The organism is Mesobacillus subterraneus (assembly GCF_023715485.1).
Classification (GTDB): Bacteria; Bacillota; Bacilli; order Bacillales; family Cytobacillaceae; genus Mesobacillus; species Mesobacillus subterraneus_B.
In genome coordinates this window covers 41,217-64,688 of the sequence record NZ_JAMBOF010000011.1, presented here as the reverse complement: position 1 = coordinate 64,688, position 23,472 = coordinate 41,217, and the positions used below count along the sequence as shown (strand labels likewise).

Genomic DNA, 23,472 nt, shown 5'->3' with positions numbered 1-23,472 from the left:
TTATTTCCTCCTTAAATGCCGGTAAAAACCTTATGTTATTTTGCCAATTCGTAAATTGCCTGCGCGTAAATAGCGGTAGCTTTGAGAAGATCTTCAATGATCATGTATTCATCCTTTTGGTGCGCAATATCCGGTCTTCCAGGGAATAACGGACCAAAAGCAACCCCGGATTTCAAAGACCTTGCATACGTGCCGCCGCCAATGGAGATTAATTCCGCTTTTTCACCTGTCTGCTCTTCGTATACCTTTTTCAGGGTCTGGACAAGGAAGTCTTTTTCATCAACATGATGAGGGTTGGAGTTAGAGAAATTTTCAATCACAAACTCTTCAGTCTCTAAAAGTTGATTCAGAATTCCTTTCGTCTTTTCGAGTTTCGTTGTTACTGGATAACGCATGTTCAATCCTGCTCGTCCGCCGCCTTCACGTGTATAGGAAAGCTTGCCAACATTGACCGTTAAGTCTCCTGTGATGTCATCGGTATAGGCGATGCCCAATTCCCTGCCGCGTGAATCCTTGCATAAGTACTTGGCCACAAATTGAAAGAATTTATCACTGTCCCCGTCAAGGTTCAGTTGGGAAAGGAAAGTAGCCATATAAAGGCCGGCGTTTTTGCCATTATCCGGTTCCATCCCATGAGCGGATACTCCTTCAAGCTCAAGGATCAGTTTGCCGCTTTCTACGACCGCCTTGCCTTCAAGTTCATTTTGCCTTTTAAAATCCTCGAAACGCTGCACAATATCTGTTTGCCCTTGATGGACTGCAAGCGCTGCTTTGGCAAAGTCAGGAACCATGTTATAGCGGCGGCCTGACGAAAATTCAATAACCTCCGCATCATAGCTTTCTTTTTCAGTTCCTGCAGGTTTAATAACCAAATCATAATCTGCGATGCCTTTTTCAGCGTAGATAATCGGGAAATCAGCATCAGGAGCAAACCCCATCGCAGGCATTTCTTCATGCTCAAAGTAATGGTCAACACAGCGCCAATTGCTTTCTTCATCTGTGCCAATAATCATCCTCACACGCTTGTTGAGCGGCAAGCCCAATTCCTTAACGATTTTCATTGCATAATACGCAGCCATGGTCGGCCCTTTGTCATCGATTGCGCCGCGGGCAAAGATTTTCCCATCACGGATTTCAGCTCCAAACGGATCACTAATCCACCCGTCTCCTTCTGGAACAACATCGACATGACAGAGAATCCCCACGATCTCTTCGCCCTGTCCAAACTCTAGATGGCCAGCAAGGTTGCCGACATTTTTGGCAGTGAATCCATCCTTTTCACCCAGTTGCAAAAGAAAATCCAACGCTTCCTTAACACCTTCTCCAAGAGGTGCTTCAGGGGTTGTATTTTCTTCATCAAGCACACTTTTAATTTTCAGGAGTTCCTGGGCGTCTTTTAACAAATCAGCCTCTCTTTTGTCTACTTCCTTCATCCACTGGATCGAAGTCATAACTATTCCTCCTATATTGATTTAATATGTATAATTGTTCTCTTACAATGCTTTTCCCTCTTCGAGAATACTTAAGCAGAAACGACGTAATTATTGTACCTCAAATCCCACTACTATCTCCTTTGGAAACTTGAATTTATTTTACTCCTTATTCGTTCTTTTCGTAAACTCCGCAGCAAGACTGAAAATTGCGAATATTTTTTCTTAAATTTCTGATAAATGTCATAATTAGCCCGTATAAAGCCATATCGTTAAGTATATAAACAATTAGGGAGGAGGAACTTACTAAGTTAAATGTTAAATTTTTATAAAATACAGTGAATTATCTGGAATTTTATTTTATTAAAGTGTAAAATAGTCCAAAAGGTAAGACATCCTATGACTACCTTTAAAAATGGACGCTAAAGGAGCTGTCTGGAAAGAAGAAAACTACATACTTGAGGATTCGTCTTCAATCAGTTGTCGGTTGCAGAAAATGACAAGGGGTTTAAAAAAGGATAGGGAGTGGTTGTTTGAAACCTTCGACTAACCGGATGATAAACCGCATCAAATCCATCTACATGTTCATTTGTCAGAATGGTACTGTCACAACTCAAGATCTTGTAGAGGAATTCGGCATTACTCCTCGAACCATCCAGAGGGATTTGAATGTCCTGGCTTATAACGACTTAGTGAAGAGTCCGAGCCGAGGTAAATGGACAACAACCCAGAAAAAAGTAAAAATGTCATCTTAATTAGAAAAGCGGAAGCGCCTTGGTCAGCCCCGACAAGCGTTGGAGGGCCGACCGGTGAAGTCGTTCTTTGACTTCATCGGGCGGACCGAAACGACTCGAGGGGCTAGGCGCTGGAGCTGGCCAATACTCATATTTAATTAGCGCTTGCTAAGCTAAAAAGAAATCGCCTGAGCTCATCTCGGCGATTTCTTTTTTAGACTTCATATGTTGTCAGCATTTCCAATTCTTCATCAGTCAGCTCCCTGTATTCGCCGAGCTCGAGCGTTTCATCAAGCTTGAGCGGCCCCATTGATAGCCGCTTCAGGTATATGACTCTTTTACCGACAGCCTGGAACATCCTTTTTACCTGATGGAATTTTCCTTCAGTGATCGTCAGTTCAATATCAGAGGTCAGCCCTGATTTTAAAATGACAAGCTCCCCAGGCTTTGTTTCATAGCCGTCGTCAAGGGTGACGCCGCTTCTGAAAGCTTCGATATCTTCTTCAGTGACTTCCCCATCAATCACGGCAAAATAAGTTTTAGGGACATGTTTCTTCGGCGATAACAGCCTGTGTGAAAGCTGGCCATCATTTGTGATCAGCAATAGCCCCTCTGTATCCTTATCAAGCCTGCCAACTGGAAACGGTTCAAATACCAAATCCTCGACTCCAAGCAAATCGATTACCGTTTCATCGCGATTGTCTTCTGTAGCCGAAATAACTCCTGGCGGCTTGTTCATCATCAAATAAATAAATTCCCTGTACTGAATTTCTTCCCCATTCAATGTCACTGTATCTTTTTCAGGATCGACATGCTGCTTCGCATCTTTAACGATGACGTTATTCACCTTGACAGCGCCGTCCTTTAAAAGTTTCTTCACATCTTTCCTGCTTCCATAACCAAGGTTGGAAAGCACTTTATCAATTCTCATTCGTGAACCTCCCTTATTCTATTGGGCTGCTGCCCATTCCAATTACCGCTTTGATACATAGACTAATATCATACTTTACATTAGATCATGAGGAGATGACCTTAATGAATTATCGACAGCAAGGACAGGGCTTGTATATCCCGCTTCCAGGTGTGCCTGGGGGAGGTTTTCCTGGTGGAGGGTTCCCTGGCGGAGGATTCCCCGGTGGTGGCGGCCAATTTGACCAAAGGCTCGATCGCCTGGAACGACAGGTTCAAAGACTGAGCAATCAACTGGACCGCCTTGAGCGGAGAGTAGACAGGATTGAACGCCGCCTGAACATCCGGGACAATGACCAGCAGTTTTATTATTAATTGCTATGTAGAAAATGGCCTTCTTGAAAGAAGGCCATTCCTTTATTAAATTGGCAGTCTTAATTTCCGTTTAATCTTGGTGACTCGATCTCCAAAGAGCCTGTCCACCAATTTGGTCCTGAATCCGAGATAAAAATAAACAGCAGACCCTATCAAGGCGGATATTCCAATAATCACGATTGACTGGAACTTTGATGCTGGTGACAGGAATTGGACAAGCACTTCATAAAATGCCATCGTTACGCCGGCCATCAATCCAGAAAATACTAGAATAAGGACAATCCTTCGGGTCACAAAGCCCATCGGATATTTGGCGAATTTTTTGATTACAATCATATTTATGATAATCGCTGCTATATAACCAAGTGCAGTCGAAAGAACTGCCCCCTGAGTCTCCAGCATTTTTATCAAAGGGATGTTAAAAGTTAGCTTGACCAATAATCCTGTCAGCAAACTTAAAATCGTAAATCGCTGCTCATTGATTCCCTGCAGGATCGCTGCAGTTACTGAATAGAGGGCGAATAAAATTGCTACCGGGGCGTATGTCATCAAGACTTCCGTGCCCAGGTCATTATGTGCATAGAAAATGGTATACATCGGTTCTGCAAGCAGCGCTATACCAATTGCCGCAGGGACAGTAAGGTACATGAGCACCTGGAAGGTCTGGTCAAGCTGGCGCCTCATTCCTTTGCGGTCATTTTCGATAAATGCCTTCGTGATGCTTGGAACCAGTGTCAGCGAAAATGCTGTTGCTAAAGAGACTGGGATGATGACTAGCTTATGCGATTGGAAATTCAATACTGAAAACGCCGCACTCGCCTCGTTAGAGCTATAGCCAATCGAAGACATCGCTCTAGAGAAAGTCATCATATCAATGAATTGAAACAACGGATTCGCGATTCCTACAAATACAAATGGAGCAGCATAAAGCAAAATTTCTTTGTAAATATCCTTTAAGGATATGTCCAATGTAGCTTTGTCTTCCTTAAGCAGCTCGTCCAAATGCGGCTTCCTTTTTATCCAGTACCAGCCAAGAACAGCAAGGCTGCCAAGCGCACCGATAAAGGCGGCAAATGTCGCTACACTTACAGCGGTAACCATATCACCTTTAAATACATTCAGGACAACAAACGCTCCGGCAAGCACGAAGACAATCCGGACAATTTGCTCGACAACCTGCGATACAGCCGATGGTCCCATCGATTGATGCCCCTGGAAAAATCCGCGGATCAAGCTCATGAATGGTACAACAATCAGTGCGAAGCTTACAGCGCGAATAACTGTCGTCACATCAGCGGCGCTAATTTTCACATCTTTATCGTTAGAATCCATCACCATTTCCGCCAACCCTGGTGCCGTAAAATACATGACAAGGAATGAAAGAATTCCAGTGGCAAGCATGACGGCAACTCCAGATTTGAACAGCTTCCTTCCGACTGCATATTCTTCCAGCGCATTATATTTCGCTATGAATTTAGAGACGGCAAGCGGCACCCCAGCTGTAGCAACGCTGATAAAAATGGTATAAGGAATATAAGAATACGAATAAAGGGCGGTTCCGTACTCCCCTACAATCGCAAAAAAGGGAATAACATAAAATAGCCCCAGCACCTTGGACAAGATCGTGCCAAGGGTCAAAATGAATGTCCCTCTTAAAAGCTTTGATGACATAAGATCCCTACTTTTCAATCTATATTGAGTCGTTTAATTTAATACTTAGGCTCTTTTCGTTTACTTTGTTGCTTTTAAAACCAAAAGTAAAAATCGGCATTTGGATTTTTACGAGTTTTACTGCATTCCCTTTTCAGAAACCTCTTCAAATAGAGCTCGAAAACTAAGAAAAAGGCGGGATGTAAACTTGGTTTGGAAACAACATTCTATGTGAAAACAGCCAATACCTATTACAAACTTGTATTTTACCATAAACAAAACTGGACACTATGATATTTATCAATTATTGCAGATTTTGTTTGCATTCCCTAGTTTACTCCTCTTTTAACCTGTCTGCCAGTTTTGGGGATGAGTTTCTTTCTTCCAGGTAATGCTTATTTTTATATCATCTTCTGCCATGTTTTTCATCTGAAGATGCTATATAATAAGAAAAGCGCAGCGGACAAGAAGCTGCTTATACTGCGAATTGAAAAGATGGTGAAGAAATTGAAATATGATGTAATCGTCCTTGGCGGAGGGCCATCAGGTTTGATGGCTGCGATCGCAGCTGGCGAGCAAGGCGCAAAAGTGCTGCTCATCGACAAAGGAGACAAGCTTGGCCGCAAGCTGGCAATCTCCGGCGGCGGTCGCTGCAATGTGACCAACCGCCTGCCAGTTGATGAAATCATTAAACATATACCCGGAAATGGCAGGTTTCTATACAGTGCCCTGTCAATTTTCAGCAATGAAGATATCATCTCATTTTTTGAAAAGCTGGGAATTGAGCTTAAGGAAGAAGACCATGGCAGGATGTTCCCTGTTACCGACAAGGCTCAGTCTGTTGTCGATGCACTCCTTTCTAAGCTCAGGGACCTTAACGTAGATATCAAAACCAACAGCCCCGCTGCCGATGTCCATTATAAGGATGGCAAGACAGCAGCTGTTGAATTAAAAAATGGAGAAATGATTTATGGTGACAGCATCATTATTGCAGTCGGGGGTAAATCGGTTCCTCATACAGGTTCAACTGGCGACGGATATGCCTGGGCTGAAAAAGCTGGACACACCATTACCGGTCTGTTCCCTACCGAAGTGCCGGTCACATCAAACGAATCTTTTATCAAAGAAAAAGTTCTCCAGGGACTTTCTTTAAGGGGAGTAGCCCTCAGCGTCCTGAACCCAAAAGGAAAAGCATTGATCACGCATAAAATGGATATGATTTTCACCCATTTTGGTATCAGCGGTCCAGCTGTTTTGCGCTGCAGCCAATTCGTCGTTAAAGCAATGCAAAAATGGGACCTAAAAGAAGTGGTAATGTCACTGGACGCCCTTCCCGATATGAAAGAGGAAGACCTTTTCCAGGAAATCAATAAGCTCATAAAAGCAGAACCGAAAAAAGCGGTGAAAAATTTGCTTAAGGGTCTGGTTCCAGAACGCTATCTATTATTCTTGCTGGAATGGAATGATATTGACCCGGCAATGCAGGGCGGCCAGCTTGGCCATGAAAAAATCCGCAGCTTCGCAAAATCAGTGAAGCAATTTGAGTTCAAAGTGAACGGCACCTTGTCTTTAGACAAAGCATTCGTCACCGGCGGCGGCGTTTCTGTCAAAGAAGTCGAACCGCAGACAATGGCCTCCAAGAAAGCAGATGGGCTTTATTTTTGCGGGGAAATCCTCGACATCCATGGGTACACAGGCGGATATAATATTACTTCAGCACTTGTGACCGGCCGGCTGGCGGGAACAAATGCTGCGGTGTATGCACTGCAGAAATTCTAATGGCCATCTTTCAAATCCTGTCCGTCCATGCTGACGGACAGGATTTTGTATTTCAGGATTAATTATCATTATATTGTTGAGGAAGGACAGTAATCTCGGTTTTGTTCCCCGGATTTCACTGATGACGGACAGTAATCTCGGTTTTGCGCCAAGTATTGTCCATCATTGACTCGATGAAGGAAAGGTCTCTGGTTTTTGCACGTATTTCTATTATCAAAAATAAAACAGAGCCTGAAATCTCAGGCTCTGTACACTATCATTGCCGAAAAACAGTAAATCTGTTCTTCGTCCTCTTCCTCAGGAATCACCGCGACATTGTACTTAATGTCCAAAAGTTTCTTTTCATCAAGCTTCTCAAGAAACCGGTTCATTTCCTTTTCAAGATCTTTTTCATGCTCATGATCAAATACTCTGACCTGGATCAAGGCTAAACTTCCTTCCTTTTTTAATCCATTATGGCCAGATTTTCAGAATTTTATAATTACGGACGTTTAGTTTCTCCGCCCCAGCTCATCATGCCGCCAACCATGTTGCGGACTTTGTAGCCTTGCTCGTTCATGTAGTGGCAAACGTTGCCGCTGCGCGCGCTTGAACGGCAGATGAAGATGTATTCCTTGTCCTTTTCGAACTCATTCATTCTCTCAGGAATCTCGCCCATTGGAATGTGCTTAGCTCCCGGGATCATGCCAGATTCTACTTCGTCATGTTCACGGACATCGACCATTTCAAGCTTTTCGCCTGCTTCTAATTTTTTTTGAAGCTCTTCAGTTGAGATTGTTTCAATTTTATTCATCATTATTGCCTCCAATTTCCAATTGAATTTGTCTTTTTAAAAGGATTCATACCATATTGTATTTTCCCCTATTTATTATATAAAAACTCTTTTTTCTTGGCAAAACATAAACCCTATTGGGTATATAAAAATTCGGATAAGAAAAGGGCCGCCAGTCGACGACCCTTTTTTGAGATATTAGATATTAGTTAGCAACAATATTGACAAGCTTTCCCGGTACTGCAATCACTTTGCGGACTGTCTTGCCATCGATTTGTTCTTTTACAGAATCATCACCCATGGCCATTTGCTCCAAAGTCTCTCTGTTTGCATCTGCAGGAACCATCAATTTCGCTTTGATTTTGCCATTGACCTGGACAACGATTTCTACTTCGTCATCAACAAGCTTTGCTTCGTCATAAGCCGGCCATGCCGCGTACGTGATTGACTCGCTGTGTCCAAGCTTGTTCCAAAGCTCTTCGGCAATATGAGGGCAAATCGGCGACAGCATTTTTACGAAGCCTTCAACGTATGCTTTTGGAAGCTCTTCCGCCTTATACGCTTCATTGATGAAGACCATCATTTGTGAAATCGCGGTGTTAAAACGAAGCCCCTCATAGTCCTCAGTTACCTTTTTCACAGTCTGGTGATATATCTTTTCAAGGCTCTGGGTTTCACCTTCCTGGATTTTTGAATTCAAGCTGCCATTTTCATCAACGAACAAACGCCAGATACGGTCAAGGAAACGGCGGGATCCGTCAAGTCCATTCGTTGACCAGGCGATTGATGCTTCAAGAGGACCCATGAACATTTCATAAAGTCTTAAAGTATCCGCACCATGGCTCTCAACGATTTCATCCGGGTTGACGACATTGCCCTTTGATTTACTCATTTTTTCGTTATTTTCACCTAGAATCATACCCTGGTTGAACAGCTTTTGGAACGGCTCCTTCGTGTGGACTACACCCACATCGTAAAGGACCTTGTGCCAGAAACGCGCGTAAAGCAAGTGCAATACCGCGTGCTCGGCTCCGCCGATATAAATATCTACCGGAAGCCATTCTTTTATTTTTTCAGCATCGGCAAGTGCCTGCTCATTTTTCGGATCGATGTAGCGAAGGTAGTACCAGCAGCTGCCTGCCCACTGTGGCATTGTATTCGTTTCCCTTCGGCCTTTTTTGCCTGTTTCAGGATCAACAACATTCACCCACTCATCAATGTTTGCAAGCGGAGATTCACCTGTACCTGACGGCTTGATTTCCGTTGTTTTAGGAAGGACAAGCGGCAATTGCTCATCAGGAACAGCTGACATTGTGCCATCTTCCCAGTGAATGATTGGAATCGGCTCACCCCAGTAACGCTGGCGGCTGAACAACCAGTCTCTCAAACGGAAAGTAACTTTTTTCGTGCCAATGCCTTCTTCCTCTAACCATGAGATCATCTTGTTGATTCCATCTTCCTTATTCATGCCGTTAAGGAAGTCAGAGTTGATGTGATTGCCGTCGCCAGTATAAGCTTCTTTTTCGATGTCCCCGCCAGCAACGACTTCTTTGATTTCAAGGTCGAATTTTTTAGCGAATTCGTAATCTCGCTCATCATGGGCAGGAACTGCCATGATCGCTCCTGTTCCATATGAAGCAAGGACGTAGTCGGCAATCCAGATTGGCATTTTTTCGCCGTTAGCCGGATTGATCGCATAAGCTCCTGTGAATACACCTGTTTTATCCTTAGCAAGGTCTGTCCTCTCAAGGTCACTCTTGCTCTTGATTTCATCAATATATTTTTCAATTGCTGCACGCTGCTCTGCAGTCGTGATTTTATCAACGAGTTGGTGTTCAGGCGCAAGCACTGCATAAGTCGCTCCAAACAATGTATCTGGGCGAGTCGTGAATACAGTGAACGTTCCTTCATTTCCTTCGATGTTAAAAGTGATTTCCGCACCCTCTGAACGGCCGATCCAGTTGCGCTGCATATCCTTAAGGCTTTCCGGCCAATCCAATAAATCCAGATCCTCAAGCAAGCGGTCCGCATAGGCAGTGATTCTAAGCATCCACTGTCTCATCGGACGGCGCTCAACGGGGTGTCCGCCGCGCTCACTTTTCCCATCGATTACTTCTTCATTTGCTAAAACTGTTCCAAGTGCCGGACACCAGTTAACAGCCACTTCGTCAATGTAGGCTAAGCCTTTTTCATAAAGCTTCAAGAAAATCCATTGCGTCCATTTATAGTAGCCAGGATCAGTCGTATTCACTTCACGATCCCAGTCATAAGAAAAACCTAATGCTTTGATCTGGCGGCGGAACGTATTGATGTTCTGCTCAGTAAATTTAGCAGGGTCATTTCCCGTATCCAGGGCATACTGCTCTGCCGGAAGGCCGAATGCATCCCAGCCCATTGGATGTAGGACATTGAAGCCCTGCATCCTTTTCATGCGTGAAAGGATGTCTGTCGCCGTGTATCCTTCCGGATGGCCGACGTGAAGCCCTGCACCGGATGGATACGGGAACATATCCAGCGCGTAAAACTTTTGCTTCCCTTTATCTTCAGTTGTCTTGAACGTTTTGTTCTGTTCCCAATGCGCTTGCCATTTTTTCTCGATTTGCTGATGGTTAAAACTCATCGTTTTGTCCTCCTGCTTCAATTTATTTTTGGACAATAAAAAACTCCCGTCCCTGTAAAAGGGACGAGAGGTTATGTATGATCTCCCGCGGTACCACCCAAATTAGTGTGCAACACTCGCTTCATTCATCCTTAACGCGGAAAACGGCAAGCACTACTGAATAGTTCACGCTTGCGACTCAAAGGCGAGTTCATGATGGTCCTGTCTGGCTTGCACCACCCGCCAGCTCTCTTTTATCAGGCCTTGCACCACTACTATTCCTTGTCGAAGTCTTTCGATATAGATATAGGGATATTGTAATAAATTTCCCGGGCAGATGCAAGCCGGGATGAAATAATTCATTTTGGAGGTTATTTTATGTTTAGTGTGGTGGATTGGTGTGGGGCTTTTGCCGAAATTGTGCCGCGATACATATTCGGTTATTAATTGGAACCTAGTGCGCGCTAAAAAGCCAGGGGTGCAGCCCTGGCCACGTCATTCTTTGGTTACGTATTTATTGGAAAAAAACGCGTGGAATTACCAGGTTGCGGGATTTCGACAAAAAGTTGCGGAATAAGGATGCTTAATTGCGGAATCTTATACTGTTCTTGCGGGATTTCGACAAAAAGTTGCGGAATCACCTCAAACTACACCTTTAACTAATTACATTTTTTAACAAAACTATGGATATTCATTAAAAAACAGGAATTTCTACCTTTAATATCTAATTATAATATTACTAATTACAGGGAGTGATGCATTTGATTGCTAAAAAACGTACAATCCCATTAGAAATCCTTATTTATGATGCAGTTGTGAGAAGGCTGCCCGACAGACACCCACGTAAATCGGAGTTTGAATCAAAATTAATTCGCAGGAAATCCGGATTCAAGGGAGAAAAGGAACTTGATTACTATCTTTCTCAGTTTCCAGATGAGGATTTCACCATCATCCAGAGTCTAAGGCTTCCCCACTATGATACCCATTTCCAAATAGACACTCTTTTACTTAGTCCATACTTCACCGTAAATATGGAAGCCAAAAATCACGCTGGGGAAATCGAGTTTAACAATGAATTTGATCAGATGATTCAACGATATGATGGAAATGTTAAAGTTTATTCTAACCCCGTCCTACAAGCCAAAATCCAAACCTCCCACTTGTATAACTTTTTATCTAAGAATCAGTTCCCCCCTTCTCCGCTAGAGTACTTCGTTTCAATCAGCAACCCGCAAACACTCATCTTAAATCCAAGCAGGAGTCAAGAAGTTGCCTACAGGGTCTGCAGAACTGCAAGAATTCCGTACAAAATTTCAGATTTGAAGTCCAAATATAAAAAAGTGAATTGGTCCAAGAAAGACATCAAAAGAATAACCAAATTGTTATTAAAAAAACATGAACCACTTATTCCTGATACCAGTGCCATGAATATTCCCTATAAGGACCTCAATCCAGGGATACAATGTTCAAAATGCTCTTCCTTTGGGATGGAGCGTATCTATGGAACTTGGTTTTGCCAATCCTGCAGCCATACTTCAAAAGATGCACATATCCCCGCAATTAAAGAGTACTTTCTTTTATATGGGAACACCTTAACCAATAAACAATTACGTTTATTCCTTCAAATAAACTCTGATGATTTAGCAACTCATATATTAAAATCACTTAATCTCATTTCTACTGGTACTACGAGAAACAGGCTATACCACCCACCCAAAGATTTCTTCAATTTAAAAAAAGACCCCATCCGCAAAGAAAATCACGAATAGGGTCTCATCTAATAATCTATTCCTTTACAGCTTCCACAAGCAAATCAACAATATGCACGCCTCTCATGCTAGAAGCCAATCCTTCGCGTTCGATTCCAAGTTTCATCTGGAGCAGGCAGCCTGGATTTGCGGTGACAATCGTCGTGGCGTGTGTGGCTTTTGCCTGGACCATTTTGGAGTCCAGCAGCTGCATGGACATTTCGCTTTCGACGATATTGTAAATTCCAGCAGAACCACAGCAACGGTCGGCATTCTGCATTTCGCGGAATTCCACACCATTAATAGCTTTCAGCAGCGTACGAGGAGCCGAGGCCGTTTTCATCACATTGCGCAGGTGGCATGAATCCTGGTACGTAATGACTTGATGCGGCAATTCAAGCTTCACTTTTTCATGGAAGCCTACTTCTACTAATATTTGCGAGATATCTTTGATTTTATCAGCAAATGCCAGGGCTCGTTCCTTCCATTCCGGATCATCTTTAAGCAAGTGGTCATAATCAATCAGGAATGCGCCACAACCTCCGGCGTTTGTGATGATAAAATCAACCCCGTCATCCTCGAAGGCTTTAATATTACGGCGTGCAAGTGCTTTCGCATCTTCCTTTTCACCGCTATGGCCATGCAGCGCGCCGCAGCAGGCCTGAGTTTTCGGAATGACGATTTCGCAGCCCGCAAGCTGAAGCAGCTTCATGGTCGCATTATTTGTCTCAAGGAACATCGTATCCATCAGGCAGCCGCTGAAAAAGGCAACTTTATGTGTCTTCGTGCCGATTGCTTCAAGGTGCTCAGGCCGGTTCTTCATTTCCTTCATTGTTGGCACCTTCGGGAGTACTTTTTCCATAGTAGCGATCGATTCCGGGAAAAGTTTCATCACCCCTGTCCCGCGGGCAACCTTCTGAAGCCCTGAGCGCTGATAGAAACCAATCAGCCCAGTAAGTCCCCTCATCCTGTTCTGGTGAGGAAAAAGCCCTTTAAATACAGCTTTTCGAACGACCCGAACCGGCATCGAAAACTTCTTGTTTTGATTAACAATATCACGTGCTTCCTCAAGAAGATGTCCATAATTCACACCTGAAGGGCAGACAGGCTCACACGCTCTGCATCCGAGGCAAAGATCGAGTGACCTTTCAAAGTCCTCATCAGGCTCGATCAATCCATCAACTACCGCTTTCATTAAAGCGATGCGTCCCCGTGGCGAGTGGGATTCCTGATAGCCTGATTCGATGTATGTCGGGCATGTCGGAAGGCAAAAGCCGCAGCGCATGCAATTCAATAATTCGTCCTGGTTCATTTTTTCCTGAAATTGTGTCTGGATTCTCTGCTGTTCTTGAACTGTTGTCATCTTGAAACCACCACTCGTTTCCTGCTGTCTTTCGCGAATATCTTGCCTGGATTCATGATATTGTTCGGATCGAGCGCTGCCTTCACAGCCTTCATGGCAGCGACCCCTTCCTTGCCAAGCTTCAACTCAAGGTACGGTGCTTTCATGACGCCAACTCCGTGCTCACCTGTAATCGTGCCGCCAAACTCAATTGCCTTTTCAAAAATTTCCGCAAAAGCTTTTTCAACTCTTTCCATTTCTTCATGGTTGCGGGAATCGGTTGGACAGGTTGGGTGCAGGTTCCCGTCACCTGCATGGCCAAAAGTACAGATATTCAAATCATATTTAACTGCAATCTCATTAATAGCATTTACCATTCTCGCAATCTCGGATCTTGGGACGGTGGCATCCTCTAAAATTGTCGTCGGCTTCAAGCGGGCAAGTGCGGACAAAGCGCTGCGGCGTGCTGTCCGTAAGCCTTCTGCCTCTGCTTCAGACTGTGCAACCTTTACTGAAACAGCTTTTTCCTCCTTGCACACCTCGGCAATCCGCGCCATATCCCGCTGGACGACTTCAGGAGGGCCGTCCTGTTCAATTAACAAAACAGCTTTTACATCAGTAGGCAAGCCGATTTTAGCAAAATCCTCAACAACTCTTAGTGTTGGCTGATCGAGGAATTCCAGCGTGGCCGGGATAATTTTGCTTGCGATGATTTTGGAAACGGATTTCGCTGCCGCTTCCAGGTCCTGATACAAAGCAAGCATCGTCTGCTTTGTTTCTGGGACTGGAATCAATTTCAGGATTGCTTCCGTAACGATTCCCAGCGTTCCTTCAGAACCGACGAACAATCTTGTAAAATCGTAGCCTGCTACATCCTTGGCAAGCTTTCCTCCAGTACGGATGATGTCCCCATTAGGCAGCACAGCTTCAAGACCAATCACATAGTCCCTTGTCACGCCATATTTCAATCCGCGAAGTCCGCCGGAATTTTCATTGATATTTCCGCCGATTGTTGATATTTTCATAGACCCAGGATCTGGCGGAAAAAATAACCCCTTTGACTCAACAGCGTTGATCAAATCCAGCGTCACGACTCCAGGCTGCACAGTAGCAGTCAGGTTTTCTTCATCTACTTCAAGAATTTTATTCATATGTTTAAAGAGCAGCACAATCCCGCCTTCTGTCGGGCAGGTGCCTGCACAAAGATTAGTTCCGGATCCACGTGGCACAATCGGAATTTTATATTCATTGCAAATCTTCACAATCTCTGAAACTTCTTCTTTATTCCGTGGACTTACTACCCCATCTGGCATCGATTGGAAGTTTGGTGTAGCATCGTAAGAATACACAAGACGTCCTGTTTTCGTATCGTCAAAATTAGCCGCAGAAACGACTGATATGATTTTTTCTTTTACTGTAGCTGTAAGCATTATGAATTTTCCTCCCTATGCAGATAAATAAATCCAGGCTTCCAATCATTACGACAGAAGCCTGGGATTATTATTTTGTATTTAATAGAAATTTACGGAATCATCCATGATAGAACGCTATTTTGCAAGAAGGTGATGATTCCTACCAGCGTTACCAGGAATAAGCTATGTTTGATCGTGAATCGGAACAGATCGGATTCTTTACCTGCCAGCCCGACCGCTGCACACGCTACTGCGATTGATTGCGGTGAAATCATCTTGCCAGCAACCCCGCCTGAAGAGTTGGCTGCAACGGCAAGGACCGGATCCATGCCGATCGAAGTAGCCGTGATCTTCTGCAGATTTCCGAATAGCAGGTTCGCTGATGTATCAGATCCAGTGATGAATACGCCAAGCCATCCAAGGAAAGGAGAGAAGAATGGGAACAGTACAGCACCCGTTTTTGCTAGAGTCATACCTAATGTAGTGCTCATGCCAGAAGCGTTTGTCACATATGCGAATCCAACAACAGAACCGATAGTCAATACAGGATACTTCAATTCATTCATCACTTCACCGAAAGTTACTACCCAGTTCTTCCAGGAGATGCCGACTATGAATTTAGTAATGATGGCTGAGATTAGAATCGCAGTTCCAGCAGCTCCGAGAACTTCCAGCTTATAAATTGCAGCAACTGGATCGCCAGCTGTGTTGATGATTTTATTGTTCAAGAAAGGTACTTCCGGCACAAATGTTAAGCCATGTCCAATCGAGTTGATTGCTTTTAGGAGCACGTTCGTTCCTTCATAATGACCTGTTAGGGCAAGTTTGATTGTCGGAATGCCCCAAACTGAAATCGTAGCTGTCAAAATCAGGAATGGAGACCATGCTTTGAAAACCTGTGCTCCAGTATGTGTTTGCTGTGCTTTTGCAGGCATTTTCACAGCCGCAGTAGCTGCCAGTTCCTGTTCAGCCGCAAATTTGAAAATTGTCTTAGGTTTCCAGAACTTAAGGAAAATGGTTAGCGCGAACAAGGAAACGAGCGCAGAAAGAATATCTGGAAGCTCAGGTCCAATAAAGTTCGAAGTTAAGTATTGTGTAACTGCAAATGATATCCCTGATACAAGGATTGCCGGCATAACTTCGAAAGCTCTTTTAAAGCCGGCCATGATAACGATTAGATAAAAAGGGATGAAAACAGATAAGAACGGCAGCTGGCGACCGACCATTTTCGAAATTTCCATTGCAGGAATTCCAGTTGGTCCTTCCACTGCGATAATTGGAATCCCAATTGCACCGAAAGCAACTGGTGCTGTGTTTGCTATTAAGCAGAGTCCAGCTGCATAAAGAGGATTAAAGCCTAATCCTACTAAAAGTGCTGCTGAAATGGCTACTGGCGCTCCAAAGCCAGCCGCTCCTTCAAGAAAAGCACCAAATGAGAACGCTACCAAAAGTGCCTGCAAACGGCGGTCTTCTGTAATCGACAGGACTGAGTTGCGAATAATATCAAACTGTCCGGTTTTAACTGTGAGTTTATACAGGAATACAGACGTAATGATGATCCAGCCGATTGGCAGAATCCCATAAACTGCGCCTTGTGAAGCTGACATGAGTGCCATTCCTGCCGGCATTTTAAAGGCAATAACCGCTACAATAATGGCGACAGCGAGCGTAGTCAAGCCTGCAATGTGACCCTTCATTCTTTTAATAGCGAGCGCCCAGAAAAAATACAAAATAGGAATCAGTGCAACGATTGCGGATAAGGCGAGGTTATCTCCTACCGCTGTAAAATTTTGTACGAACGACATAATTTCCCCCCAATAATCAAATTGTAAATATGAACCAGTTCCCCAACTGGCTTGCCATCCCTTATCAAGTAATCGCTTACATATTGTGATAAGGTCATCTGATGACTAGGTCATTAACATGACTGTAATTTGAATTATAGGTGGTACGATAGATAATTTTCAATATATTTTTTAAAATTAGTAAAATATATTTATCAGCGGTTGTGAGTTTTTTAATTGAAATTTCCCATTTTAATAACAGCTCAGGCTCAAACGTTCTTCCTGTTCAGGCGAAAAATTGTATAATGTACTTTAAGAGAACAAATTATGGGGGCTTAACTTTGCAATATAAAAAAATTAAACCAAAGAAGATATATGAAGAAGTCGCCGAAGCAATTCATGACATGATTCGTTCCGGGCAGGTAGGACCTGGAGATAAACTGGATTCGGTCCAGCAACTGGCAGAAAATTTCCAAGTTGGGCGCTCCGCCATCAGGGAAGCCCTTACCGCCCTAAGAGCAATGGGATTGATTGAAATCCGTCAAGGCGAAGGAACATATGTGAAGGAATTTGAACCCGAACAGATCAGCTTTCCATTATCCACTGCCATCCTGATGAATGCAGAAGATACTGCACATCTGTTGGAAGTGCGGAAAATTCTTGAGGCTGGGACCGTTTTTTGCGCAGCCCAAAAAAGAACCGACCATCAACTGCAGTCCATGGAAGATGCATTGAAAGAAATGAAGAGCGCAAATGGAGATGAAGAACTGGGTGAAAAAGCGGATCTGCAATTTCATTTAGCAATCGCTGAAAGCTCGCAAAATCCGTTATTAATCAGCTTGATGAACCATGTATCCGGCTTGATTGGCGAAACGATGAAAGAAACCCGCCGCCTCTGGCTATACTCAAAACAAACTACAACTGACAGGCTCCATGATGAGCACTATGCCATATATCAGGCAATTAAAGACCAGGATGCTGAAAAAGCAAGGGGCCTTATGATTACTCATATCGAAAATGTTGAAGACATCCTGCATAAATTCATCCACCAGGCAAAAACAACACATTTGTAATGGTCCCGAAACCACACTAGATCCTTAAGGTGTGGTTTTATTAATTTCTATTTTTAAAAAATTTCCTGAAACCCCTTTCATAAAAATATATTTATAGTGTACTATTAGTTTTAATTAAGGTATGTGATTTTCAGGTCATCTGATGACCTGTTAATCTATCTTTATATCAATCAGAAAGGCTCTTTTCGTAAACTTTGTTGCTTTTACAACCAAAAAGTAAAACCGCATTTGGATTTTTACGAGTTTTAATCCATTCCTGTGCAGAAATCTCCTCGAAAAGAGATCGAAGTGAGGAGATATACGGGATGGAAACTTAGTTCGAAAAATAACAATCTATGCGAAAACAGCCATCAGAAAAGAGGTTGAATTAATGAAGGTAACTCTTTTTGCAACTTGTATAGTCGACATGTTCCAGAGCAGTGCAGGGATTGCCACTGTGGAGCTGCTGGAGAGGCTTGGATGTGAAATTGAATTCCCAGAATCTCAGGTTTGCTGCGGTCAGCCAGCCTATAACAGTGGTTATGTGAAAGAAGCGAAAGAAGCAATGAAATCGATGATAGATACATTTATTGATGCGGAATATGTTGTATCTCCTTCGGGTTCATGCATCACAATGTTCCGTGAATATCCACATGTATTTAAGGGAGATCCGGTTTGGGAGCCAAAGGCTAAGAAGCTTGCCGAGAAATCCTTTGAATTAACTCAGTTCATTGTGGATGTCTTAAAAATCGAAGATGTAGGGGCGCGTTTCGACGGGAAGGTTACATACCACACATCCTGCCATATGACGAGATTGTTAGGTGTCAAAAAGGCTCCTATGATTCTATTAAGCAATGTAAAAGGGCTTGAATTCACCGAGCTTCCTGGTAAGGAGCAATGCTGCGGATTTGGCGGTACCTTCTCTGTCAAAATGGCTCAGATTTCTGAGCAGATGGTTGATGAAAAGGTCATGCATGTAGAAGAAACAGGTGCCGAGTATTTAATCGGTGCGGACGCTGCCTGCTTAATGAATATCGGCGGCAGGATTGAAAGACAAGGTAAGCCTATAAAGGTTCTCCACATTGCAGAAGTATTAAACAGCCGTTAAACCATCCTGAAATTAACCAATAATTATTTTCCTGATGCAAAAAGGAGGGAATTTCTCGTGGCAATGAAAATTGGAACTGATAATTTTAAAGAACGTGTCGGCAATGGCATCAATGATTCATTCATGCGCGGCGCGGTTGCTGGTGCACAGAACAGCATGGGTGTCCGCAGGCAGAACGCGACTGAAGAACTGGGGAACTGGGAAGAATGGCGCAGCCATGGTGAAGAAATCCGCCAGCACGTCCTTGAAAATCTAGATTACTATCTGGAGCAGCTTAGCGAAAATGTAGCAAAACGCGGAGGGCATGTTTTCTTTGCTCAGACGGCGGACCAAGCGAATGAGTATATAAAGGGCGTAGTTGCCAAAAAGAATGCAAAAAAAGTCGTTAAAGCAAAGTCAATGGTTACAGAGGAAATCAGCCTCAACGCAACACTTGAACAGGCTGGCTGCACTGTCGTAGAAACGGATCTCGGGGAATACATCCTCCAGGTGGATGATCATGATCCTCCTTCACATATCGTCGTTCCTGCACTGCATAAAAATAAAGAGCAAATCAGGGACGTTTTCGCCAAGAAGCTTGGCTATCAAAAAACAGAGAAGCCTGAAGAACTAGCCTGGCACGCACGCGAAATGCTGCGACAGGAATATTTGACAGCAGACATCGGCATCACCGGCTGCAATTTCGCGGTAGCAGAAACTGGTTCCTTCAGTCTTGTGACTAACGAAGGTAACGCAGATTTGGTTACCTCCCTCCCAAAAACCCAGATCACGGTAATGGGCATGGAGCGGCTTGTACCGACATTTGAAGAAATGGAAGTTCTCGTCAGCCTGCTGACAAGAAGCGCCGTCGGCCAGAAGCTTACAAGCTACATCACTGTCCTGACAGGTCCGCGTGAAGAGCATGACGTTGATGGACCAGAAGAGTTCCATCTTGTCATCGTTGATAATGGCCGCTCAAAAATCCTTGGCGGTGAATTCCAGTCTGTCCTGCAATGTATCCGTTGTGCAGCATGCATTAATGTATGCCCAGTATACCGACATGTTGGCGGGCATTCGTACGGTTCCATCTACTCCGGACCGATTGGCGCAGTTCTGTCGCCTTTGCTTGGCGGATACGACGAATACAAGGAGCTTCCATATGCTTCTACCCTATGCGGGGCATGTACAGATGTATGTCCTGTTAAAATACCGCTTCACCAGCTTTTGCATAAGCATCGACAGGTCATTGTTGAGCAGGAGGGCAAAGCGCCAATTTCTGAAAAACTGGCCATGAAGGCATTTGGACTTGGAGCTGCTTCCCCAATGCTCTATAAGCTCGGCTCCAAGGTTGCTCCTGCAGCCATGAACCCATTCACTGTCGGAGATAAAATATCAAAAGGGCCTGGCCCATTAAAAGCCTGGACAGACATCAGGGAGTTCCCTGCTCCTAACAAAGAAAGATTCAGAGACTGGTACAAAAACCGGGAAAAAGGAGGCAAAGAATCATGACGGGAACAATCCAGAACCGCGAAGCCTTTTTAGACCAAATCGCAAGCTCACTTGGCAGAGGCCGATTGTCCAAGGGCGTTAAGGTGCCTGCCTGGAAACATCGCCCCCAGGACCAGGTTTTAAACGGAGCCACTCCTGATGAATTGATTGAGGTATTAAAAACTCAATGCCTAAAAATTCATACAAGCCTTGTCATGACTGATTCGAAAAATTTGCCTGAAACGTTGAATGAGGTTGTGTCAAACTATGGAGGCGGCCCAGTCGTTTCCTGGAAGGATGACCGTTTTTCAAAATGGGGACTCGATTCTCTTATGAAAAAGGAATGGCCATCAAATAACATTGAAGTGTATGAGTGGGACCATACTAAAGGGGAAGAAAATATCCGTCAGGCAGAAAAAGCGAATGTCGGCATCACAATCAGTGAAATGACCCTCGCCGAATCTGGCACGGTTGTGTTATTCAGCGATAAGGACAAAGGCCGGACAGTCAGCTTCCTTCCAGCCACTTATATTGCGCTTATTCCCAAGAGCACCATCGTACCAAGGATTACCCAGGCAGCGCGTGAATTGCGCGAATTGCACCACTCAGGTAGTCAGGTAGCATCATGCATTAACTTTATTACCGGCCCAAGCAATTCTGCAGACATTGAGCTGAACCTCGTTGTTGGCGTGCATGGACCCGTAAAAGCAACCTATATCGTAATTGATGATCTGTAAGACTGGTTAGGTTTCCTTCAAATCAACGAATTGATGACCTTTCAATAAATATAAAAAAATGAGCCGGCTTCCTTCAGTGGATGCCGGCTCATTTTTTTATTGAATTGTATAGCCTCCATCAATGACTGCCGCCTGGCCTGTGATTCCTTTTGCACTGTCGCTCGCAAGGAAGAGAACATAATTAGCAATCTCCTCTACAGCTAATAGCCGTTTTTGCGGTACTAGCGGGAAAATCACTTCTTCGAGTACTTTTTCGAGCGGAACATTCCTAGTCTCCGCCAGGCTTGAAAGCTGGTTTCGCACAAGAGGTGTATCTACATAACCCGGGCAGACTGCATTTACGGTGATGCCATGCTGTGCCGTTTCCAGGGCTGCAACCTTTGTCAGGCCGATTACTCCGTGCTTGGCACTATTATATGCGGCTTTTCCGGCAAAGCCGACGAGCCCGTTGATTGAAGCCATATTGATAACCCGGCCGAAGTTTTGCTTTTTCATGACTGGCAAAGCATGCTTCATGGCTATAAAAGGTGCAGTCAGCATCACTTTAATCAGCAATTCGAATTTTTCAGTCGGGAAGTCCTCTATCAATGAGACGTATTGCAAACCTGCATTGTTAATAAGGACATCGACACGGCCAAACTCCTCGACGCATTTTGCGATTGCCTGTTCAATTTCCATTTCATTCGTAACATCACATTTCATTCCCGATGCTTCATATCCTAAATCACGCAGGCTCACCGTTGCTTTTTTCACAGCTTCTTCCTGCAGATCCGTCAAGAAAACCTTCCCGCCATTTTCAGCAAAGCTTTTGCCAATCTCGTAACCGATTCCCTGGGCGGCTCCGGTAATCAGCACTACTTTATTTTGTACCATCTGATGACTCCTCTCATAAAGGCTCTGACTCTTTTACTTAGAAATAACATGAACAACTACAACTCTATTTACGAAAAATAATCCCCATTAAATTCCCAGTCCAAGTGAGAAGAGAACAATCGCAATCGCAACGCCGATTAACGGAACAATTACTGTCACTGCAGCGACAGGATTATATGCATCCTGGTGGGATTCGCCGCAGATCGCTCTTACTGTTGTTACGACATAACCGTTGTGAGGCAATGAATCGAGGGCCCCGGAGGAAATCGCTGCTACCCTGTGGAGCGCTTCTGGATTTACACCCATATCCATGTAGTGCGGTGCAAGTAGCGGCAGTGCGATTACTTGGCCTCCTGAAGCTGAACCAGTCATACCTGCAATTACACTGACTGCGACAGCAGCACCGATTAACGGGCTTCCCGGAATATTCGTCATTGCCTCAACAGCTGTCTGGAACGCCGGCACTGCTTTGGCAACGCCGCCGAATCCTACAACAGCGGCTGTATTACCGATTGCGATCAAGGCACCCAAAGTTCCTTCGGAGATTGCCTCCCAGAAGTTTTTGAAGTATTTGCGGTTTAACACATAGGTGGCGATGACCCCTCCGAGAAGGGCAATAATCAAGGCAGACTGTTTTAATGAATCATGGAACACATACGAGATAACCAATACGACCAACAATGGAATCAGACCCATCATAGGATGAGGAAGCTCGCGTTTTTCGGCCATTGGATCCTTTTCTCTTGAAACAAATTTTTCGCCTTTTGCGACTGCTTTGGTGATCATGCGTTTCAGCCACCAATAGCCGAAGATCATCATGAAGACAGCTACAATTAAGCTGACCTCCCAGCCTGCATATGGAGAAGTGTTCAAGAATTCAATCGGAATCCAGTTCTGGATTTCCGGAGACCCAGCTGAAGTCATCGTAAAGGTAACCGAACCGAAGGCCAATGCTGCAGGGATGAACCGCCTTGGAAGGTCAGCCTGCCTGAACAAGCTCAATGCCATTGGATAAACCGAAAATGCGACGACGAACAAACTTACTCCGCCATAAGTCAATACGGCACAGGCAATGACGATCGCCAGCACAGCATATTTCATCCCGAACTTTCCTACGATGTATTCTGACACGCTGTCAGCCGCGCCGCTGTCTTCCATTACCTTCCCAAAAATCGCACCAAGCAAGAACATCATGTACCATGAAGTGACGAAACCAGAGAAACCAGCCATGTAGTTGCTTAGAAAATTAGCTGCCCCTTCTTCCGCCAACTGCGGGAATAGCGGCATGCCACTAAATAATGCAACAAATAAAGCAGAAATCGGACCAACAATAAGTAAATTCATTCCCCTCATTGTTAAATAAATCAATAATGCCAGCCCGCCAATCAAACCAATCATGCTCAGCATTCCTTTTCCCCCTTGTTTGTTTATTAAGTCGTTTATAAATGTAAATTGATAAACCTCTGCCCTCCCGTTCATTAAAAATGTCAACGCTTTCAAAAAGTAAGACTTGAAATAAAATAGCTATTTTATATATTGCAACTTTCATGCCAACTTTAAAAACATGCTAACATCAACATTATTCTAAATTTTCTGCAATTTAAATCCGGATTTTCGGACTCTATCAATTTTTCATTTCAGGTATTTAATAGTCATCATTGGGCAAAACCTGTCCCGTGCTCACTGTTTTTTTCAGCATTC

Annotated in this window: 19 protein-coding genes and 1 other annotated feature; of the genes, 8 read left to right on the top strand and 11 right to left on the bottom strand. The window is 44.1% G+C overall.

Annotated elements, in window-relative coordinates; all coding sequences use genetic code 11:
• Positions 1–35: 35 nt before the first annotated feature.
• Positions 36–1,451, bottom strand: a complete 1,416-nt coding sequence (gene pepV / locus M3204_RS16220) for a dipeptidase PepV (protein ID WP_251483901.1) — start codon at positions 1,449–1,451, stop codon at positions 36–38.
• Positions 1,452–1,963: 512 nt separating this feature from the next.
• Here pepV and M3204_RS16215 point away from each other — a divergent pair.
• Entirely contained in the window at positions 1,964–2,185 is a 222-nt protein-coding gene (locus M3204_RS16215) for a DeoR family transcriptional regulator (protein WP_207500860.1), read from the top strand.
• A 193-nt stretch (positions 2,186–2,378) separates the two neighbouring features.
• On the opposite strand, the gene M3204_RS16210 is transcribed toward M3204_RS16215, so the two are convergent.
• Positions 2,379–3,095, bottom strand: coding sequence for a pseudouridine synthase (locus M3204_RS16210; RefSeq protein ID WP_251483885.1), 717 nt, complete (start codon positions 3,093–3,095; stop codon positions 2,379–2,381).
• Positions 3,096–3,199: 104 nt separating this feature from the next.
• Here M3204_RS16210 and M3204_RS16205 point away from each other — a divergent pair, with 104 nt between their 5' ends.
• A complete protein-coding gene (locus M3204_RS16205) occupies positions 3,200–3,448 on the top strand; it encodes a hypothetical protein (RefSeq protein WP_251483882.1) in 249 nt (82 codons plus the stop codon).
• A 45-nt stretch (positions 3,449–3,493) separates the two neighbouring features.
• On the opposite strand, the gene M3204_RS16200 is transcribed toward M3204_RS16205, so the two are convergent.
• A complete protein-coding gene (locus tag M3204_RS16200) occupies positions 3,494–5,119 on the bottom strand; it encodes a putative polysaccharide biosynthesis protein (protein WP_251483879.1) in 1,626 nt (541 codons plus the stop codon).
• A 486-nt stretch (positions 5,120–5,605) separates the two neighbouring features.
• Between M3204_RS16200 and M3204_RS16195 the strand changes: the two genes are divergently transcribed.
• Complete coding sequence (locus tag M3204_RS16195) at positions 5,606–6,877, top strand: NAD(P)/FAD-dependent oxidoreductase (RefSeq protein ID WP_251484219.1); 1,272 nt, start codon at positions 5,606–5,608, stop codon at positions 6,875–6,877.
• A gap of 239 nt (positions 6,878–7,116) precedes the next feature.
• On the opposite strand, the gene M3204_RS16190 is transcribed toward M3204_RS16195, so the two are convergent.
• The 3 genes from M3204_RS16190 to leuS all read right to left on the bottom strand — a co-directional run bounded on the left by M3204_RS16190 (position 7,117) and on the right by leuS (position 10,269).
• The gene (locus tag M3204_RS16190) at positions 7,117–7,302 is read right to left on the bottom strand and encodes a sporulation protein Cse60 (RefSeq protein WP_251483875.1); all 186 of its coding nucleotides are present in this window, start codon (positions 7,300–7,302) and stop codon (positions 7,117–7,119) included.
• Positions 7,303–7,358: 56 nt separating this feature from the next.
• Positions 7,359–7,670: a rhodanese-like domain-containing protein gene (locus M3204_RS16185; protein WP_251484216.1), complete on the bottom strand. Its 312-nt coding sequence runs from the start codon at positions 7,668–7,670 to the stop codon at positions 7,359–7,361.
• 184 nt (positions 7,671–7,854) lie between these two features.
• A complete protein-coding gene (gene leuS / locus M3204_RS16180; protein ID WP_251483871.1) occupies positions 7,855–10,269 on the bottom strand; it encodes a leucine--tRNA ligase in 2,415 nt (804 codons plus the stop codon).
• A gap of 56 nt (positions 10,270–10,325) precedes the next feature.
• Positions 10,326–10,546 (bottom strand) — a binding site (T-box leader).
• 463 nt (positions 10,547–11,009) lie between these two features.
• On the opposite strand from leuS, the gene M3204_RS16175 reads away from it, so the two are divergent.
• Positions 11,010–12,017, top strand: coding sequence for a nuclease-related domain-containing protein (locus M3204_RS16175; RefSeq protein WP_251483852.1), 1,008 nt, complete (start codon positions 11,010–11,012; stop codon positions 12,015–12,017).
• A gap of 16 nt (positions 12,018–12,033) precedes the next feature.
• Here M3204_RS16175 and M3204_RS16170 read toward each other — a convergent pair whose 3' ends face one another.
• The 3 genes from M3204_RS16170 to M3204_RS16160 form a co-directional block, all read right to left on the bottom strand.
• Positions 12,034–13,359 (bottom strand): (Fe-S)-binding protein, encoded by a 1,326-nt coding sequence (locus M3204_RS16170; protein ID WP_251483849.1) that lies wholly within the window; start codon positions 13,357–13,359, stop codon positions 12,034–12,036.
• Positions 13,356–14,768 (bottom strand): glycolate oxidase subunit GlcD, encoded by a 1,413-nt coding sequence (gene glcD, locus M3204_RS16165; RefSeq protein ID WP_251483846.1) that lies wholly within the window; start codon positions 14,766–14,768, stop codon positions 13,356–13,358. The genes M3204_RS16170 and glcD overlap by 4 nt, the downstream gene beginning before the upstream one ends.
• Before the next feature lie 92 nt (positions 14,769–14,860).
• Positions 14,861–16,555, bottom strand: coding sequence for an L-lactate permease (locus tag M3204_RS16160; RefSeq protein ID WP_251483844.1), 1,695 nt, complete (start codon positions 16,553–16,555; stop codon positions 14,861–14,863).
• 320 nt (positions 16,556–16,875) lie between these two features.
• On the opposite strand from M3204_RS16160, the gene M3204_RS16155 reads away from it, so the two are divergent.
• The 4 genes from M3204_RS16155 (at position 16,876) to M3204_RS16140 (ending at position 20,898) form a co-directional block, all read left to right on the top strand.
• Entirely contained in the window at positions 16,876–17,607 is a 732-nt protein-coding gene (locus M3204_RS16155; protein ID WP_285856997.1) for a FadR/GntR family transcriptional regulator, read from the top strand.
• 370 nt (positions 17,608–17,977) lie between these two features.
• Entirely contained in the window at positions 17,978–18,694 is a 717-nt protein-coding gene (locus M3204_RS16150; protein ID WP_251483841.1) for a (Fe-S)-binding protein, read from the top strand.
• Between the two features lie 57 nt (positions 18,695–18,751).
• The gene (locus M3204_RS16145; RefSeq protein WP_251483838.1) at positions 18,752–20,182 is read left to right on the top strand and encodes a LutB/LldF family L-lactate oxidation iron-sulfur protein; all 1,431 of its coding nucleotides are present in this window, start codon (positions 18,752–18,754) and stop codon (positions 20,180–20,182) included.
• A complete protein-coding gene (locus M3204_RS16140) occupies positions 20,176–20,898 on the top strand; it encodes a LutC/YkgG family protein (protein WP_251484209.1) in 723 nt (240 codons plus the stop codon). The genes M3204_RS16145 and M3204_RS16140 overlap by 7 nt, the downstream gene beginning before the upstream one ends.
• A gap of 96 nt (positions 20,899–20,994) precedes the next feature.
• Here M3204_RS16140 and M3204_RS16135 read toward each other — a convergent pair whose 3' ends face one another.
• Together M3204_RS16135 and M3204_RS16130 are read right to left on the bottom strand one after the other, a co-directional pair.
• Positions 20,995–21,771 (bottom strand): 3-hydroxybutyrate dehydrogenase, encoded by a 777-nt coding sequence (locus M3204_RS16135; protein WP_251483835.1) that lies wholly within the window; start codon positions 21,769–21,771, stop codon positions 20,995–20,997.
• 87 nt (positions 21,772–21,858) lie between these two features.
• Positions 21,859–23,178, bottom strand: coding sequence for a GntP family permease (locus M3204_RS16130; protein WP_251483832.1), 1,320 nt, complete (start codon positions 23,176–23,178; stop codon positions 21,859–21,861).
• Positions 23,179–23,472 lie beyond the last annotated feature (294 nt).

Bases quoted from the DNA above. Each gene is read 5' to 3' on its own strand.
- leuS (WP_251483871.1), bottom strand. From the start codon at position 10,269: ATGAGTTTTAACCATCAGCAAATCGAGAAAAAATGGCAAGCGCATTGG.
- M3204_RS16210 (WP_251483885.1), bottom strand. From the start codon at position 3,095: ATGAGAATTGATAAAGTGCTTTCCAACCTTGGTTATGGAAGCAGGAAA.
- glcD (WP_251483846.1), bottom strand. From the start codon at position 14,768: ATGCTTACAGCTACAGTAAAAGAAAAAATCATATCAGTCGTTTCTGCG.
- M3204_RS16160 (WP_251483844.1), bottom strand. From the start codon at position 16,555: ATGTCGTTCGTACAAAATTTTACAGCGGTAGGAGATAACCTCGCCTTA.
- M3204_RS16135 (WP_251483835.1), bottom strand. From the start codon at position 21,771: ATGGTACAAAATAAAGTAGTGCTGATTACCGGAGCCGCCCAGGGAATC.
- pepV (WP_251483901.1), bottom strand. From the start codon at position 1,451: ATGACTTCGATCCAGTGGATGAAGGAAGTAGACAAAAGAGAGGCTGAT.
- M3204_RS16185 (WP_251484216.1), bottom strand. From the start codon at position 7,670: ATGAATAAAATTGAAACAATCTCAACTGAAGAGCTTCAAAAAAAATTA.
- M3204_RS16170 (WP_251483849.1), bottom strand. From the start codon at position 13,359: ATGACAACAGTTCAAGAACAGCAGAGAATCCAGACACAATTTCAGGAA.
- M3204_RS16205 (WP_251483882.1), top strand. From the start codon at position 3,200: ATGAATTATCGACAGCAAGGACAGGGCTTGTATATCCCGCTTCCAGGT.
- M3204_RS16130 (WP_251483832.1), bottom strand. From the start codon at position 23,178: ATGCTGAGCATGATTGGTTTGATTGGCGGGCTGGCATTATTGATTTAT.
- M3204_RS16200 (WP_251483879.1), bottom strand. From the start codon at position 5,119: ATGTCATCAAAGCTTTTAAGAGGGACATTCATTTTGACCCTTGGCACG.
- M3204_RS16150 (WP_251483841.1), top strand. From the start codon at position 17,978: ATGAAGGTAACTCTTTTTGCAACTTGTATAGTCGACATGTTCCAGAGC.